Here is a 16,403-nt window from a genome sequence, read left to right as displayed (position 1 = left end):
TCACCCGGCCAGGGCGGCGCGGGCGAGGGCGACGGCCTGTTCGGCGTAGCCCCGTCCGAACAGCACGGCGTGCACCAGCAGCGGGAACAGCTGGTGCACGCCGACCCGTCCGGCCCAGCCCGCGGCGAGCGGCGCGGCCCCGTCGTAGGCGGCGAGCACCGTCTCCAGGTGCGGGCAGCCGAACAGCCGCAGCATCGCCAGATCGGTCTCCCGGTGCCCGCCGTGCGCGGCCGGGTCGATCAGCTGGACCGCGCCGTCGGCGCCCCACAGCACATTGCCGTTCCACAGGTCGCCGTGCAGCCGGGCCGGCGGCTCGGGCGGCCCGGCCAGCTCGGGCAGGAGCGCGCAGACCCGCTCGACGTCGGCGGCCTCGGCCGGCCGGACGGTGCCCTCGTCCACCGCGCGGCGCAGATACGGCAGCACCCGGTACTCGGCGTACCAGCCGGGCCAGTCGGCACCGGGCGCGGGCGTGTTGCGCATCGGCGCGCGGCCGATGTACGCCGCCTCGGGCCCGCCGGGCGGCGCGGCACCGAACGCGGGCGCCCCGGCGGCGTGCAGCGCGGCCAGCTCCCGGCCGAACCGCTCGGCGGCCCGGACGTCCGGCCGGCCCGCGGGCACCAGGTCGGTGACCAGCCAGTGCCGGTCCGCGCCGCGCACCGCGGGCACCGCGACCGCCCGCGCGGCGGTCAGCCAGCGCAGCCCGGCCGCCTCCGCCCGTACGGCGTCCGCCGCGTCGCCGCGCTTGACCATCACCGACGTACCGTCGTCGAGGACGACCTCGGCGAGCCCCGCGGTCCGCCGCCGCTCACCCGTCACCGCCCGTCCGGTGAGCCGCGCCGCCGCGGCACCGGGGCGGTCACCGTCCGTCGTGTCCCCGAAGGTGTCCATGGCCTCACCCTAGTCACGGGTGCCGGAACCACGGGTACCGGCCGACCCGGTGAATACCGCCGCGGGCGCCGATCGAACGCCCCGGCTGCGGGGGACCAGTGGGACCATGACCAGTTCAGCGTTCTCCCGCACGATCATCCTGCCGCCCCCCGTCTGCGAGCAGGCCGCGCAGCACCTTGAACACGCGGTGCAGCGGGCCATCGACGGCGCCGCCGCCCCGTGGCGCGCCTTCCGCGGCGCCGACGACGAGGACTTCGAGATCCCCCTCCCGGTGGTCGAGCAGGCCGCGGGCTGTCTGCTGGTGCTGGCCGCGGAGAGCGCCCAGCACCTGCGCCCCTCCGCGCTGCGCGCCCTGATCACCGTCGCCCTGCACCTGCGGGACGCCGCCGAGGCGGTCCGCCGTCCGACCCTGCCGAGCACGCCCTGGTGACGGGGCGCGCGCGGCTCAGGTGCCGATGACCCGCAGCGACGCCCACAGCGCCACCGTCGCGGCCACCAGCGTCGTCGGTACGGCGATCAGCCCCAGCCGGGTGAAACGGCCCAGGTCGGCGGCGATGCCGTGCCGGTGCAGGATGCGCCGCCAGAGCAGGGTGGCCAGCGACCCGACGTAGGTCAGGTTGGGGCCCAGGTTCACGCCGATCAGCACCGCGAGGACCGGGCCGGGGCCGGCGGGTGCCGCCAGCGGCAGCAGGGCCAGCACGGCCGGCAGGTTGTTGATCAGGTTGGCCAGCACGGCGGCCACCGCCGCCACCCCGAGCAGCGCCGGCAGCGAGTGGCCCGAGGGCAGCACCCGGGCCAGCCCGTCGGCCAGCCCGCCCGCCACCACGGCCTGCACCACGACCCCCAGCGCCAGCACGAACAGGCAGAACAGCGGGGAGGCGGCGCCGACCAGTTCCTCCGCCGTGGCCCGGCGGCGCAGCAGCGCCCGGCCGCCGAGCAGCACCACGCCGCCGAGCGCCGCCCACGCCGGCTCCAGACCGAACGGCGAGGTGACGGCGAACCCGGCCAGCGTCAGCGCCAGCACGACGAGCGTGAACCGGGGGACGGCCGGCTCCGCCCGCCCGGCGGGCCGCTCCTGCGCAGGGGCGACGGGCACGGCCAGGTCGGCGCGGAAGAAGCGGCGGAAGACCGCGTACTCGACGGCGATCGAGACCAGCCAGGGCAGCGCCATCAGCGCGGCGAACCGGGTGAAGGTCAGCCCGCTGGTGGTGAACGCCAGCAGGTTCGTCAGGTTGGAGACCGGCAGCAGCAGCGAGGCGGAGTTGGCCAGGTGCGCGGTGGCGTACACATGCGGCCGCGCCAGGGCGCCGGCCCGGGCGGCGGTGGCCAGCACCACGGGGGTGAGCAGCACGACCGTGGCGTCCAGGCTGAGTACGGCGGTGACCGCGCAGGCCAGCACGAACACCCCGGCCAGCAGCCGGCGCGGGCTGCCCCCGTACCGGCGGGCCACCAGTGCGCCGGCCGCCTCGAACAGGCCGTCCCGGGCGCACAGGTGGGCCAGCACCAGGATCAGCGCGAGGAAGCCGACCACCGGCAGCAGGCTGCGGACCTGCGCCCAGGCCGCGTCCGGGGTGACCGTGCCGAGTGCCACGGCCAGCGCGGCGGCGGGCACGGCGGCCGCGGCCTCCGGCAGGCCCCGGGGACGTACGACGGCGCAGACCAGCACGCCCAGCAGCAGGGCGACCGGGACGGCCTCGGAGAGGACGGCGGTACTCAGTGGTGCTCCAACGGTCGGTGGCGAGCAGTGCGGATCGGTGATCGATGAGCAGTAGTGCGGATCGGTGATCGGTGAGCGCCCAGGATCGCATTCCGGGCCGGGCGGGGCGCGCGTCCGCCCAGGTCCGCGGGGCGCGGAGGCGGCCGAGATGTGGCCGAGGCCACGGCGTCGGGGAGATCCGGGCCACGGACCGCGCCGGGAGCCGCGGGCTAGCGTGGCGGGTGCCCCAGTTCTCGAAGACCAGTTCGGACGGCTCGGCAGTGCAAGCAGAACTCTCCCCGGTCATCGCGGCCACCGCCCAGTGGCTGACCCGCTCCTACCCGGCGTGCGGCGGCGCGTTCTCCGCCGCGCTCTGCGAGGCGCAGGCCCGCCAGGCCGTGACCCTCGCGGCCCGGCTGCGCTACCCGACACCGCTGGACGCCGCCCTGGTCGGCGTGGCGGGGCCCGGCGGCTCCGCCCGGCTGGACCGGATCTTCGGTGCGGACGACGCCGTGGCCGGCGCGGCAGCCGCGGGGACCGATGACGGGGACGAGCACGCCTGGCGCAGCTGGGTCGACGAGGCGCTGGCGAGCTGGGCGGCCTGCCTGCTGGGTGACCCGGACCTGACGGCACGGGCGGTGGCCGCGCTGCCCGACGCCGAACGGCGTGCCGCGCCGGCGGCCGGGCGGGCCGGCGGTCGCGCGGGGCCGGCGGACTCGGGCGTGGTCCCGCCGGCCAGGGAGCGCGTCGTCGCGTCGCTCACCGGCGGTCACGCCGTGCCCGCCGGCCCGCCCGCGCAGTACCGGCGGCTGCTGGCTCCCGACGCCGCCGACCGCCGGGCGGCGGCTCTGCTGCGGCACCCCGATCTGCTCGCCCCCGTCGCCGACCTGCACCGCGCGCGGCTCCTGTCCCGTCTGGCCACGGGTTCGGCACCGGCCGCCTGAGCGGCGGCCTGCCCGAGGCGACGGTCGACGGCGCCGGCGTGGAGGAGCCCTGGCCGCCGCCGTGGTGCGGTCAAGCGGCCGGGGTCAGGGTCGGCTGGGCCGGGGCCTGGACGTGGTCGGTCCGTACCGTGACCGGCACGGGCCCGCGCCGGGGTTCGGCACCGGCCGCCTGAGCGGCGGCCTGCCCGAGGCGACGGTCGACGGCGCCGGCGTGGAGGAGCCCTGGCCGCCGCCGTGGTGCGGTCAAGCGGCCGGGGTCAGGGTCGGCTGGGCCGGGGCCTGGACGTGGTCGGTCCGTACCGTGACCGGCACGGGCCCGCGCCGCCCGTGCAGCAGGTGGCCCGCGCCGATCGCGGCGGCGATCAGGAGGCCGCCCGTCACCAGGGCGCCCCGCGCGCCGGCCAGCTCCATCAGCAGACCGAGCACCGGCGGACCGCCGAGGCTCCACACCGTGCCGACGCTGCCCCACACACCGAGCACCCGGCCCCGCAGATGGGCGGGCGGATCGGTCTGGAGGACCGCCGTGCCGGCCGTGTCGGAGACCGACTCCACCACCGCCATCGGCGCCACCATGACCAGCAGGACGGCCATCGACGGCGCCACCCCCGCCACCACCTGGAGCAGTCCGCCGGCCGCCGCCAGCGTGCCCACCAGCCGCACCGAGGGCCGCCGCAGCCGGGCGCCGAGCACCGCGCCGACGATGCCGCCGGCCGCGAGCACGGTGGAGACCGTGCCGAACGACCCGGCGCCGCCCGCGAGCGGACCGGTGACCAGCACGGCCAGGGTGAGCTGGTAGTTCCGCCCGAAGACCGCGCTGATCCCGGTGACCCCGGCCAGCGCCAGCAGCCGGGGCCGCCGGGCGAAGAAGGCCAGCCCCTCGCGCACGCTCATCCCGGGCTCGGCGGCGGGGCGCCGGGACGGCTTCCCGCCCGCTTCGGCCCGCGCCGCCGCCCCGCGCACCGGACGCAGGAACGGGATGACGCAGGCCACGAACAGGAACGACACGCCGTTGGCCGCGTAGGCGGCGGCCGTGCCCAGGAAGCCGACGGCGACCCCGGCCAGCGCGGCGCCGGTGAGCCGGCCCGCCTGGTGCACCAGGGCGCCCACCCCGATCGCGGAGGGCAGGTCCGCCGCCGGGACCAGGTCGTTGCCCAGCAGGGCGCAGGCCGGACCGTCGACGGTGGCGATGACACCGGTCACGGCGGCCAGCACCATCAGCGACGTCAGGTCGAGCCGGTCCAGGGCCACCAGGACGGCCGTGGTGAAGGCGATGGCGCCGAGCAGGGCCTGGCTGACGGCGGCCGTCAGCCGGCGCGGCCAGCGGTCGACGGCGGCACCGCCGAAGACGCTGATCAGCAGGGCGGGCGCGGCCTGCACGGACATCGACAGGCCGGTCGCGGCGGCGGACCCGGTGATCTGGAGGACCAGCAGGTTCTGCACCGTGAGCTGCATCCACGTACCGGCGTTGGACACGAAGTTCGCGAGCGACCACCAGCGCATGCCGCGATGGCGCAGGGCCCGCCACGGGGAACGGGACGGGGGCGAGGAAGGAGCGGAGGAAGGCACGTTGCGTCACTCGGGAAGGCCGGGCGGGACCCGGCGGGGGAGGGGGACCGGAGCGAGGTCGCCGGCTTCGCTGCGCGGTCGGTGCTCCACAAGGCCGGAGTACGGCGCCGACCATGGTGGCAGAGGGGGACGGCGAGTCGGTGCCGGAGCGGCCCGCCGGGTGGCTGTGCGTTCCGGCAACCCGCCGCTCCCGCCCGGCAGTTGGTCCGGTGAGTGTGGTTGATCACAGGCGGGCGGCCGCCGGGGCGGGAGGACCGGACGCCGGGACGCTGTCCCTGACCCCTGTGCCGCACGGGGCGCGGCAGGCGTCAGAGCATGAAGACGACTCGGTGGGGCACTCGGGGCCCGGTCGTCAGCGCTGCGCGGAGGAAGGAAGGTCTCCTCATGATGCCGATGGCGGCGTTCGCCACGAAGACCGAGGCCCGGGCCCCCTGGGACCGCGCCCTGGTGACGGGGGGCGCGGGGTTCCTCGGCGCACACCTGTGCACCCGGCTGCTGGATTCGGGTGCCGAAGTCGACTGCCTGGACGATCTCTCGACCGGCCGGGCCGAGAAGGTGGCCCACCTCGCGGGCCGCTCCGGGTTCCGGTTCCTGGAACGGGACGTCGCGGACCCCGGACTGCTGGACGCCCTCGCCGGGCCCTACGACCTGGTCCTGCACCTGGCCGGCCCCGGCTGCCCGGCGGCCTGGCCGGACCGGCCGCTGGACCTGCTGGACGCCACGAGCGCGGGCACCCGCGCCGCACTGGCCGTCGCCGCCCGGGACGGCGCCCGGTTCCTGCTGGCCTCCGCGCCACCGGCCCCGGGACCCGGCCCCGACGACCCCTTCTCGGCGCACGGCGCGTACGCCGAGGCGGTCCGCTTCGCCGAGGCCCTGGTCGCCGCGCGGGCGGGCGTCCCCGGCTCGAACGCCGGCATCGTGCGGCTGTTCACCGCCTGCGGGCCCGGGATGCGCACGGACGGCGGCGCAGTGCCGGGCACCTTCCTCGGGCAGGCCCTGGCGGGCCGCCCGGTCACGGTCGCCGGGGACGGCAGCCGCCGGCACTCCCTGTGCTACGTCGACGACATGGTCGACGGCATCCTGCTGGTCGCGGCCGGCCGGTCGGTACGGCCGGTGGACCTCGGCGGCGACGAGGCGCCCACGGAACGCGAGATCGCCCGCCGGATCATCGAACTGACCGGCTCCGACGCGCCCCTGACCTGCACCGGCGGGCCGCCCGACGGCCCCGAGCAGCCCCGCCCGGTCACCGGCTTCGCCCGGGAGATCTTCGGCTGGATGCCCGGCGTGACCTGGCAGGAGGGCCTCGCGCGCACCGTCGCCGCGCACACCGAACGGCCCGAACCGGTGCCGGCCACCGTGGTGCGCGGCGGCGAGGGGTGGTGGGCGTGAGGGCGCTGGTCGCCCACCCCGGCGGCTTCGGCGACGTCCTGCTGGCCGGCCCTGCCGTCCGGGCGCTGGCCACCCGGGCGGGCACGGTCACGATGCTGTGCGCGGCTCGCGGAGCGCCCGCCGCCCGACTGCTGCCCCACGTCGACGACGTCCTGGTCTTGGACACCTCGGACGCCCCGGACAGCTCCGGCCCCTCCGCCACCGCGCCCGCCGACAGCGCCGACAGCGCCGACATCCTGCTCCGGCGGCTGCGGCGGGAGACGTACGACGTCGCCCTCGTCCTGGTTCCGGAGCGCTCCCACCCGTGGCCGGCCGCCCGACTGCCGCGCTCGGCACGGATACGGCACGTCACCATCGGCCGGAGCGACGGCCCATACGGCGGCCCCCGCGGCAGCCTCCGCCCCGCCCCGGACGACGGCCCCGCCGAAGGTGCCCGCCCGGTCCTGCCCGACGCCCCGCTCGCCTGCCTCGCCCGCCCCGACGCCGAACCGCACCGGACGACACCGCCCCCCGTCCGGCCCCAGACGCGGGCGGCGCTGCGCGCGGTCGCCGAACTCGGCTTCGGGCTGCGTGCCGGGGACGACGGGCGGCTCCGGGTCCGGCCGGTCCTCGACACCGCGCCCCTCACCGGCAACGGCCCGTACGTGGTCGTCCACCCCGGAGCGGGCGATCCGGCCCGGGTCTGGGACGCCGTACGGGCCGCCGGGATCGTCGCCCGGCTCTGCGACGCGGGTCACCGGGTCGTCGTCACCGGCGGACCCAAGGACGCCGCCCTGACCCGCGCGGTCAGCGGTGACACCGCCGTCGACCTCGGCGCCCGCACCACCCCGCGGGCCTTCGCGGGCGTCCTGCACTGCGCCGACCTGCTCGTCACCGCCTCCTCGGGCCCGGCCCACCTGGCCGCCGCGGTCGGCACGCCGGTCGTCGGCCCGGCGGAGCAACTCCCCGTCCGTTACGCGCATCTGTAAGACATCACGCCATCAGTTTTGCGTGTTGACACGACATAAGTTGGGGATATTGTCGACGCAACCGCATCCGTAACACACCGGAGTCATCCGTGGAACGCGTCGTTCACATCACCCGCCCCGCTCAGCCGGAAGCCGTCGCGCCGAAGGGGACCGGGGACCGGCGCGGCGCGGCCCTTCTCGACCGGGCCGCTGTCCCGGCGCCGGCCCTGCGGCGCGGGGCCGCGCGGGTCCTCGCCGACAACTGGACGGGCGCCTCCACCGTCCCCTCCCGCACCCTGTATCCGCACCAGTGGAGCTGGGACTCGGCGTTCGTCGCCATCGGGCTGCGCCACCTCTCCGCCCGCCGCGCCCAGCGCGAACTGGAGTCGCTGCTGGCCGCGCAGTGGGCGGACGGCCGTATCCCGCACATCGTGTTCAACCCGGCCGTGCCCGCGGACGCCTACTTCCCCAGCCCCGACTTCTGGCGCTCCTCCCGGGCCGGCCGGCTCTCCGGTGCTCCCGCCGCCCCGGAGACCTCGGGCATCGTCCAGCCCCCGGTGCACGCCCTGGCCGCCTGGCTGGTGCACCGGGCGGATCCGGCCGAGTCGCACCGCCGCGGTTTCCTCGCCCGTGCCTACCCGCGGCTCGCCGCCTGGCACGACTACCTGCTCACCCGCCGCGACCTCGGCGGCGGCGGACTCGCGGCGGTCGTGCACCCCTGGGAGCCCGGCACCGACAACAGCCCCTGCTGGGACCGCGCCCTGGCCCGTGTCGAGCCCGCCCCGCCGGACACCTTCCGGCGCGCCGACCTCGCCCACGGCCACCCCCACGACCGGCCCACCGACCTCGACTACGGCCGCTACGTCCGCCTCGCGGCCGACTACCGCGAGGCCGGCTACGACGACCGCGCCGCCCGGCCCGCCTTCGCCGTCGAGGACCCCTGCTTCAACGCGCTGCTGGCCGTCGGCGAACACGCCCTCGCCGCCATGGCCCGCGCCCTCGGCCGCGCCGACGACCCGCACACCGCCCGCGCCGCCGCCCTCACCCGGAGCCTGGTCGCCCGGCTCTGGGACGCCGGGGCCGGCCTCTTCCGGGTCCGCGACCTCGCCGCCGACACCCTGGTCGACGAGCGCGCCGTCACCGGCCTGGTCCCGCTGCTCGTCCCGGACCTGCCGGCCGACGTGACCGGCGCTGTGCGCCGCACCCTGACCGGACCTGGCTTCGCCGCCCCCGCCACCCGGCTGGTCCCCAGCTACGACCTCACCGGCCCGGCCTTCGACCCGCAGCGCTACTGGCGCGGCCCCGCCTGGTTCAACACGACCTGGCTGATCCACCGGGGACTGCGCACCCACGGCCTGGACGCGGACGCCGCACGCCTGCGGCGGGGTTTCCTCGCCGAGGCCGGCCGGTCCCGGTTCGCCGAGTACGTCGATCCGGTCACCGGCGCGGCCCGCGGCGCCCGGCACTTCTCCTGGACCGCCGCCCTCACCCTCGACCTGCTGAGCACGTCACCGCTCTGACGCGGCCGGTCGTTGTCAGTGCCGCCCGAGCCTGCCCAGCACCCCGCCCGCCGTGGCCGCCGGGCCCGCCGTCGCCCTCATCGAGCGGTGCACCAGGTGGGCGTCGCGCCGCAGGTCCTTCGCGGCGTGCCGGCCGCGCCACAGCAGCGAGGGGGCGCCGCCGGTGTCGTCGGCCGCGATCAGCAGCCCGCCCAGCATGGAGAGGTTCTTGAAGAAGTGGATGCGCTGCTGGGCGCGGGCGGCCGGATCGTCCTCCTCCCAGAAGCGGTGACCCGCCAGCGTGGTGGGCACCAGCGTCGCGGCGACGGCCAGCGCCGCCAGCCGGGGACAGCGGCCCAGCCCCAGCATGATGCCGCCCGCCACCTGGACCGCCCCGTTGATCCGCACCAGTTGCTCGGTGCCGTCCGGCAGCGCGTTCACCCGGTCCGCCACCGGACGTACCACGGGTTCGGCCGCCGGGGCGACGTCCTTCGGGCTGCGCAGGGAGTGCAGGCCGCCGGTGACGAACATCGAGGCCAGCATCGGCCGGCCGGCCAGGCGCAGAAGACTCATGGTGTGCTCCAGACGTGAGGTGCTCCTGTGGCCGTCGCCGGGTTCCCCGCCCGGTCCGCACCAATCGGCGCCCGGCACCGGCGGATCAACAACCTCGTGCACGGATCTTGACCCGGTCCGGACCGGCCACTTAGCGTTCCCGCACTGATACGTGATTGAAACGTTTCAGACTTTGTGAACGAGTCGAGGGACGCACCATGCACGAACTCAACGAGCCGCGCTCCGCACTGCCGCGCCGCCGTATCCTCGCCGCCGGTCTCGGCACCGGTGTCGCCGCCGCCGTGGGTGGCGCCGTCGGAGCACCCGCCGCAGCCGCGCAGTCCGCGAGCGGCGCGGCCGCGACCACCCGGTCCGCGTCCACCGGCCAGGCCCCCGGCGCCGCCTGGTTCGCCGAGCCGCCCCGGTCGGTGCGCCCCAAGTTCCGCTGGTGGTGGCCGGACGGCCTGGTCGACACCGACGAGATCGCCCGGGAGATCGACCAGATCGCCGACGCCGGCTTCGGCGGCGTGGAGATCTCCGCCGTCCACCACAGCGTCACCGACAAGTCGGTGCTGGACACCGCCCACCACGGGTGGGGGAGCAGACCCTGGCGGGACGGGGTGGAGGCGGCCCTGCGCCGGGCCGTGCGGCGCGGCCTCACCGTCGACATCACCCTCGGCCCGAGCTGGCCGACCGCCGTCCCCGGCGTCACCCCCGACGACCCGGCCGCCGTCCAGGAACTCGTCCACGGCCGCGTCTCGGTACCGGCCGGCACCACGTATCAGGGCCCGGTCCCGGCGCCCGTGCGCGAGGCGGCCTCCGGCGTCACGCAGCAGACCCTCGTCGCGGTCCAGGCCGCCCGGGTGAACACGGCCAACTCCACCCGCAAGGAGACCGGCCTCGACCTCGCCTCCGTCCAGGACCTCACCGCCGCCGTCACCGACTCCGCCCTGACCTGGACGGCGCCCGCCGACGGCGAGTACGTACTGATCTCCTACTGGCGGCGCGGCTCGGGCCAGCAGCCCGAGTCCGGCCCGCACTCCGCGCCCGCCGCCTACGTCGTCGACCACTTCAGCGCGGCCGGCGCCCAGGCGGTCACCGACTACTGGGAGCGGGAGATCCTCACGTCCGCCCTGCGCAAGCTGCTGAAGGCGGCGGGCGGCGCCTTCTTCGAGGACTCGGTCGAACTGGAGACCGACGGCCTGGTCTGGACGCCCAAGCTGCCCGAGGCGTTCGAGAGCGACCACGGCCGCCCCCTGCTGCCCTACCTGCCCGCCCTGGTCCTGGACGACAGCAACCAGGTGTTCGCCTTCGAGGCCCAGGAGACCCGGCAGCTCCGGCACGACTTCTGGGAGACCGTCTCCGGCCTCTTCAACCGCCACCACGTCACCGCCCTGCGCGACTGGGCGCACTCCCTCGGCATGCGGTTGCGCGCCCAGCCGTACGGCCTCCAGACCGACGCCATCGCCACCGCGGCGATCCTCGACATCGCCGAGGGCGAGTCGCTCGGCTTCAAGAACCTCGACGACTACCGCTGCCTGGCCGGCGGCCGCGACCTGGCCGGCCACACCGTGCTCTCCTGCGAGGCGGGCGCCTACAACGGGTCGGCGTACAGCACCACCTGGGACCGGTTCCTGCGCACGATGGGCGGCGCCTACGCGGCCGGCGTCAACCAGACCGTCGTGCACGGCTTCTCCTACGCCACCGTCCCCGGCGCCGCCTGGCCCGGCTTCGCCGCCTTCAGCCCCTACAACGGCGCCCCCGGCTACGGCGAGTCCTGGGGCCCGCGCCAACCCACCTGGGATCACCTGCCGGACATCGCCGGCTACCTGGGCCGGGTGCACCGCGTCCTCCAGTCCGGTGTCACCCGCGCCGACGTCGCCGTCTTCCGGCAGACCGGCTACACCGCCACCGGCATCGGCGCCTCCTGGTTCACCGCCACCGGCATCACGCTCGGCTGGACCCACCAGTTCCTCAGCGGACCGCTCCTCGACCTGCCCGCCGCCACCGTCAAGGACGGCCGGCTCGCCCCCGACGGCCCCGCCTACAAGGCGCTCTTCGTCGAGGGCGACTTCTTCTACTCCTCCACCCCCACCCTGGCCCTCGCCGACGCCCGCAAGCTGCTCGCGCTGGCCGCCAAGGGGCTCCCCGTCGTGCTGCTCGGCGCCTTCGACCAGGCACTGACCCCGGGCGTCCCGGCCGACGGCGAGACGGAGCGGCTGCGCGACGTCCTCGCCCGGCTGCTCGCCCTGCCCCACGTCACCCGGGTCACCGACAAGACGGCGGTCGGCGACGCCCTCACCGGCCTCGGCGTCACGCCCGACGTGCGCCACGCCGTCTCCTCCACGCTGCTGAACGCCCACCGGGTCACGGACGACGCGGACTTCTACTACCTCGTCAACGGCAAGCACGCCGAGACCGTGAAGCCCGCGGTGGCCGCCATCGACCACGACGTGACCCTGCGCCGCACCCTGCGCGGCACCACCGTGCCGTACCTGCTGAACCCGTGGACCGGCGAGGCGGCCCGGCTGGCCCGGTACACCGAGGACGGCGACGAGGTCACCGTCCGTGTCACCCTCCAGCCCGGCCAGGCGACCATCGTCGCGCTGGGCCGCCCGGGACTGTTCGGGGACCGGGGCGGCAACCGCCCGTACGCGCTGGCCACGGACGCGGACGAGGCGCTGTTCACCACCAAGGGCCTGGCCGTGCGCACCAGCGCGGCGGGCACCTTCACCACCCGGCTGTCGCGGGGCCGCGCGGTCACCACCGAGGTCCGGGAGGTACCCGGGCCGATCACGCCCGCGAGCTGGACCCTGGAGGTCGAGGACCGGCTCCCCGGCACCTCCGCGACCCGCATCGAGACCGTGCGCCGCACAGTCGAACTCGACACGCTGCTGCCCTGGTCGCGGATCCCCGAACTGGCCGACTCGGCCGGCGTCGGCCGCTACCGCACCACGGTCACCCTGCCCGCCGACTGGGACGCCTCGCACGGCGCCCACCTGGAACTCGGGCAGGTCAGCGACACCTTCCGGGTCACCGTCAACGGCACCCGGACGGCCCCCGTGGACCGCCTGCACCCCGTCGCCGACCTCGGCCCGTACCTGAAGCGCGGCCGCAACACCCTCGAGATCGAGGTCGCCACCCCGCTCATCAACCGCCTGCGGGTGGCCCGCCCGGACGTGTTCGGCAGCTCCGCCCGGCAGGACTACGGCCTGGTCGGACCGGTCCGCCTGGTGCCGTACGTCCAGACGGTGGTGAGCTGACGGTCACCGGCTCGTCAGGATCTGCGGCGACTGCGTCTTGACCATGGTGTTGGTCCAGCGTAGTTGCCGCAGGGTCTGCGGGTGACAGCCGGAGACCAGCTCCAGGAGCCCGGTGTCCTTCGACGCCTGCGCGGCCTGCCCGAGCATCTCCCAGTACAGGGAGTTCTCGGCGGCCGCCAGGTGCAGGTCGCGCAGGTCGCGCAGGAGAAGCAGGCCGGGCTCCGGACGGTGGCCCAGCGTCCGGGCCGGCTTCCGCCGCAGTACGCCGGACCCGCCGTCGTCCTCGTCCACCGCGCCGTCCAGGTCGAGGCCGTACTCCGCGCCCCTCGCCGCCAGCCGCCGGACGTGCTCACGGGACCACTGCGCCAGGTCCAGCGCGACGTGCCGCACCTCGTGCTCGGTGCGGTGCCGGTCGGCCACGGTCACGAGTTCGTGCGCGAGCCGTTCCTCGCCGTGGTGCAGGGCCCGCAGGGTCAGGGCGATGCCGTTCACGCGGTGCCTCCCCGTGCGGTCCGGGCCGAGGCGGTCACGTCGGGGGCCGGGGCCGGGGTGCCGTCGCCCCGGGCGACCAGGGTGAGCGCGGCGGCCGACGTCTTGAACAGCGGCTGCTTGGAGACCGGGTCCCAGTCCGTGACCGTGGTCTCGTTGGCCGCCCGGCCGGGCGCGTCCGGCACCGGACCGGAGCCGGACGCGGTGTCCCAGTAGCCGTAGTGGAAGGGGACGAACAGCATCCCCGGCCGGATGTCCGTCACCCGCAGCCGCCCGCGCACCGCCCCGCGCGCGGTACTGACGCCCACCAGGTCGCCCTCGGCGAGACCGAGCCGGTCCGCGTCCTCGGCCGACGCCTCCACCCACACCTCGGGCGCGGCGGCGTTCAGCTCGGGCGCCCGCCCGGTCTTCGTCCGGGTGTGGAAGTGGTACAGGGTGCGGCCGGTGCTGAGCTGGAACGGATGGTCCGCGTCCGTTCCCTCGTGCGGCGGCAGATACGCGGTGGCCTTCAGCACCGCCTTGCCGTCGGGATTGAGCGACCGGTACTCCACCACCTCCTGCGCCGCCCCGGTCACCAGGTCCTTGCCGTAGCTCTCGCACCGGTCCGGGTGGGCCCAGTCGATCCGCTCGGTGTAGAGCCGCGCGGTCCCCTCGGGGGCCTGCGCGTGGCACGGCCACTGGATGCCGCCGCGCTCGCGCAGCAGGGCGTACGACAGACCGGTGTAGTCGCAGGGGCGGCCCGCGCTGCACCGCTGCCACGCCGCGAACGCCGACTCGGCGTCGTGCCAGCCGATCAGCGGTCCGCCGTCCTGGTCCCGGAAGTCCATGCGCCGCGCGTAGTCCAGGAAGATGTCCAGGTCGGACCGGGCCGCGCCGGGCGGGTCGACCGCCTTCTCGGACAGGTGCACCGTGCGGTCGGCGTTGGTGAGGGTGCCGGTCTTCTCGCCCCAGGTGGCGGCCGGCAGCACTACATCCGCGAGCTGTGCCGTCTCGGTCAGGAACAGGTCCTGGACGACCGTGAACAGCCGGTCCTGCGACAGGACCGAGCGGATGCGAGCCAGTTCGGGCAGCGAGACGGCGGGGTTGGTGCCGCTGATCCACAGCATCCGCAGCGAGCCCTGCTCGGCGTACCGGAAGATCTGCATCGCGTGGGTGGGCGGCGCGAAGTGCGGGATCGACGAGGGCTTGATGTTCCACACCTTGGCCAGATCGGCGACATGGGTGTCGTTCTGCCAGTTGCGGAAGCCCGGCAGGTCGCCGTTGGCCCCGCACTCGCGGGTGTTCTGGGCGGTGGGCTGGCCGTTCATCTGGAGCAGACCGGCGCCCGGTCGGCCCAGCATGCCGCGGATCAGATGCAGGTTGTTCACCTGCACCGCCGCGGCCGTCGCCTGGTGCGACTGGTACACGCCCTGGAGCACGGTGGACAGCAACGCGTCGGTGGTGCCGACGAGTTCGGCCGCCTCCTCGATCCGGGCGGCCGGTACGTCACAGATGTCCGCGGCCCACTTCGGGGAGCAGTCGGCGACCCGGGCGGCCAGTTCGTCGAAGCCGACCGTGTGCGCGGCGACGAAGCCGTGGTCCACCCGGTCGTGCCGGATCGTCTCGTGCAGCAGCGCGTTCAGCAGCGCCACGTTGGTGCCGCCGCGCGGCGCGAGGTGCACGGCCGCGACCCGGGCGACCCGGGTGGGCCGGGGGTCCACGCAGACCAGCCGCGGCGGGTCGGCGCCCTCCAGCCGGTCCAGGACCCGCATCCACTGCACCGGCTGGGTCTCCGCCATGTTGTGCCCGAACAGCGCGATCACATCGGCGTGGTCGAAGTCGTCGTAGGACCCCGGCTGGCCGTCGCAGCCGAAGCTCTCCTTCAGCGCCTCGGCCGCGGTCGCCGTGCACAGCCGGGTGTTGCCGTCGATGTGGTTCGTGCCGATCCCGGCGCGGGCCAGGACGGCGAGGGTGTAGTACTCCTCCAGGAACAGCTGGCCGCTGGTGTAGAAGCCGATCGAGCCAGGACCGCGCGTGTCGAGGAGTTCCCGCGACCGTGCCACGACCAGGTCCAGCGCGGTGTCCCAGTCGGTCTCCACCAGCCGTCCGCCGCGCCGCACCAGCGGCCTGGTCAGCCGGTCCGCAGCGGCGTTCGCCTGCCAGCCGAACAGGTCCTTCGGGCCGAGCCGGCCCCGGTTGACCCGGTCCACGGTCCGCCCGCGCACTCCGACCATCCGCCCGTCGGCCACCGCGATGTCCATCGCGTCGCCGTCCGAGTGCAGGATCGACGCCGACGGCACCCACCGCTCGACCGCGTCCGGCGGCACGCCGTCCCGCAGTCGGAGGTCCGTCCGCTCCGGCCAGTCGCCGTGCCGCCCGTACGGTGTCCGGTCGCCCCAGGGCCGCGCGATCCGGTCCGCGGTCTCGTCCATGTGCCGCTCTCCCGCCTGTTCCGGTTCCCCGGCGCGGGCGGGTACCCGTCCGCGGACGGCTGAAGCGGATGTCTTGTGGGAGCGCTCCCAGTGGGGCAGGATACTGCGGTGACCTCGACTGCCACCGCCACCGTACGCCCGTACCGTCCCGAGGACGCCGCGGCCCTGGACGACATCTGCGTCCGCACCGGGCACAACGGCCGGGACAGCCGCCCGCACTACACCGACCCCGGAGTCCTCCCCGCGACCTTCGCCGCCCCGTACGCCCACCTGGAGCCCGGCCTGGCCTTCGTGCTGGACGACGGGGCGGGCCAGGCCGTCGGCTACGTCCTCGGCACCGCCGACACCCCGCGCTTCGCCGCCGACTTCCGCACCCGGTGGCTGCCCGGGGTGGCCGACCGCTACCCGGCGCCCGTGGGCACCCCCAACTCCCCGGACGCGGTGATCGCCGGTCTGCTGCACCACCCCGAGCGGATGGTCGTACCCGAACTGGCCGCCTACCCGGCCCACTTGCACATCGACCTGCTGCCCGAGTGGCAGGGCCGCGGACACGGACGGGCCCTGATGCACACGTTCCTGCGGGCACTGCGGGAACAGGAGGTGCCCGCCGTCCACTTGGTGATGACGGCGGCCAACACCCCGGCCCGGGCCTTCTACGACCGGCTGGGCTTCCACGCGATCGACGTGCCCTCGTTCGGAGCGGACACCGCCGCGCTCGGGCGCACCACGGAAGCGGACCCGAAGACCTCCGGCTGATCC

At 75.7% G+C, this 16,403-nt stretch carries 13 protein-coding genes; 7 read left to right on the top strand and 6 right to left on the bottom strand.

The window, feature by feature from the left end:
* Nucleotides 1–888 (bottom strand): fructosamine kinase family protein, encoded by an 888-nt coding sequence (locus ACTT8P_RS19755; protein ID WP_442832987.1) that lies wholly within the window; start codon nt 886–888, stop codon nt 1–3.
* A 106-nt stretch (nt 889–994) separates the two neighbouring features.
* Here ACTT8P_RS19755 and ACTT8P_RS19750 point away from each other — a divergent pair, with 106 nt between their 5' ends.
* Nucleotides 995–1,318: a hypothetical protein gene (locus ACTT8P_RS19750; protein ID WP_442832986.1), complete on the top strand. Its 324-nt coding sequence runs from the start codon at nt 995–997 to the stop codon at nt 1,316–1,318.
* A gap of 15 nt (nt 1,319–1,333) precedes the next feature.
* On the opposite strand, the gene ACTT8P_RS19745 is transcribed toward ACTT8P_RS19750, so the two are convergent.
* On the bottom strand, nt 1,334–2,563 hold the full coding sequence (locus ACTT8P_RS19745) for an SLC13 family permease (protein WP_442833006.1): 1,230 nt from the start codon (nt 2,561–2,563) through the stop codon (nt 1,334–1,336).
* Between the two features lie 302 nt (nt 2,564–2,865).
* Between ACTT8P_RS19745 and ACTT8P_RS19740 the strand changes: the two genes are divergently transcribed.
* The gene (locus ACTT8P_RS19740; RefSeq protein WP_442833005.1) at nt 2,866–3,528 is read left to right on the top strand and encodes a hypothetical protein; all 663 of its coding nucleotides are present in this window, start codon (nt 2,866–2,868) and stop codon (nt 3,526–3,528) included.
* 243 nt (nt 3,529–3,771) lie between these two features.
* Here ACTT8P_RS19740 and ACTT8P_RS19735 read toward each other — a convergent pair whose 3' ends face one another.
* Nucleotides 3,772–5,094 carry an MFS transporter gene (locus ACTT8P_RS19735; protein ID WP_442832985.1) on the bottom strand — a complete coding sequence of 441 codons (1,323 nt, stop codon included), beginning with the start codon at nt 5,092–5,094 and terminating at the stop codon, nt 3,772–3,774.
* 384 nt (nt 5,095–5,478) lie between these two features.
* Here ACTT8P_RS19735 and ACTT8P_RS19730 point away from each other — a divergent pair, with 384 nt between their 5' ends.
* From ACTT8P_RS19730 to ACTT8P_RS19720, 3 genes are all read left to right on the top strand, one after another.
* Nucleotides 5,479–6,483 carry an NAD-dependent epimerase/dehydratase family protein gene (locus ACTT8P_RS19730; protein WP_442832984.1) on the top strand — a complete coding sequence of 335 codons (1,005 nt, stop codon included), beginning with the start codon at nt 5,479–5,481 and terminating at the stop codon, nt 6,481–6,483.
* Nucleotides 6,480–7,451, top strand: a complete 972-nt coding sequence (locus ACTT8P_RS19725) for a glycosyltransferase family 9 protein (RefSeq protein ID WP_442832983.1) — start codon at nt 6,480–6,482, stop codon at nt 7,449–7,451. The genes ACTT8P_RS19730 and ACTT8P_RS19725 overlap by 4 nt, the downstream gene beginning before the upstream one ends.
* Before the next feature lie 206 nt (nt 7,452–7,657).
* On the top strand, nt 7,658–8,950 hold the full coding sequence (locus ACTT8P_RS19720; protein ID WP_442833004.1) for an MGH1-like glycoside hydrolase domain-containing protein: 1,293 nt from the start codon (nt 7,658–7,660) through the stop codon (nt 8,948–8,950).
* 15 nt (nt 8,951–8,965) lie between these two features.
* Here ACTT8P_RS19720 and ACTT8P_RS19715 read toward each other — a convergent pair whose 3' ends face one another.
* Nucleotides 8,966–9,502, bottom strand: coding sequence for a DoxX family protein (locus ACTT8P_RS19715; RefSeq protein ID WP_442832982.1), 537 nt, complete (start codon nt 9,500–9,502; stop codon nt 8,966–8,968).
* 197 nt (nt 9,503–9,699) lie between these two features.
* Between ACTT8P_RS19715 and ACTT8P_RS19710 the strand changes: the two genes are divergently transcribed.
* The gene (locus ACTT8P_RS19710; protein ID WP_442832981.1) at nt 9,700–12,744 is read left to right on the top strand and encodes a glycosyl hydrolase; all 3,045 of its coding nucleotides are present in this window, start codon (nt 9,700–9,702) and stop codon (nt 12,742–12,744) included.
* Nucleotides 12,745–12,747: 3 nt separating this feature from the next.
* Here the strand turns inward: ACTT8P_RS19710 and ACTT8P_RS19705 are convergent, their stop codons facing one another.
* Complete coding sequence (locus tag ACTT8P_RS19705) at nt 12,748–13,236, bottom strand: hypothetical protein (protein WP_442832980.1); 489 nt, start codon at nt 13,234–13,236, stop codon at nt 12,748–12,750.
* Complete coding sequence (locus ACTT8P_RS19700; RefSeq protein ID WP_442832979.1) at nt 13,233–15,644, bottom strand: molybdopterin oxidoreductase family protein; 2,412 nt, start codon at nt 15,642–15,644, stop codon at nt 13,233–13,235. The genes ACTT8P_RS19705 and ACTT8P_RS19700 overlap by 4 nt, the downstream gene beginning before the upstream one ends.
* A gap of 108 nt (nt 15,645–15,752) precedes the next feature.
* On the opposite strand from ACTT8P_RS19700, the gene ACTT8P_RS19695 reads away from it, so the two are divergent.
* Nucleotides 15,753–16,400 carry a GNAT family N-acetyltransferase gene (locus ACTT8P_RS19695; RefSeq protein ID WP_442832978.1) on the top strand — a complete coding sequence of 216 codons (648 nt, stop codon included), beginning with the start codon at nt 15,753–15,755 and terminating at the stop codon, nt 16,398–16,400.
* Nucleotides 16,401–16,403: the final 3 nt, after the last annotated feature.

Source organism: Streptomyces sp. JW3 (assembly GCF_052216785.1).
Classification (GTDB): Bacteria; Actinomycetota; Actinomycetes; order Streptomycetales; family Streptomycetaceae; genus Streptomyces.
This window is presented reverse-complemented; position numbering and strand designations above follow the sequence as displayed.

What these genes read in the sequence shown, in the direction of transcription:
- ACTT8P_RS19710 (WP_442832981.1), top strand. Translation starts at nt 9,700, where the DNA reads ATGCACGAACTCAACGAGCCGCGCTCCGCACTGCCGCGCCGCCGTATC.
- ACTT8P_RS19715 (WP_442832982.1), bottom strand. Translation starts at nt 9,502, where the DNA reads ATGAGTCTTCTGCGCCTGGCCGGCCGGCCGATGCTGGCCTCGATGTTC.
- ACTT8P_RS19750 (WP_442832986.1), top strand. Translation starts at nt 995, where the DNA reads ATGACCAGTTCAGCGTTCTCCCGCACGATCATCCTGCCGCCCCCCGTC.
- ACTT8P_RS19730 (WP_442832984.1), top strand. Translation starts at nt 5,479, where the DNA reads ATGATGCCGATGGCGGCGTTCGCCACGAAGACCGAGGCCCGGGCCCCC.
- ACTT8P_RS19700 (WP_442832979.1), bottom strand. Translation starts at nt 15,644, where the DNA reads ATGGACGAGACCGCGGACCGGATCGCGCGGCCCTGGGGCGACCGGACA.
- ACTT8P_RS19755 (WP_442832987.1), bottom strand. Translation starts at nt 888, where the DNA reads ATGGACACCTTCGGGGACACGACGGACGGTGACCGCCCCGGTGCCGCG.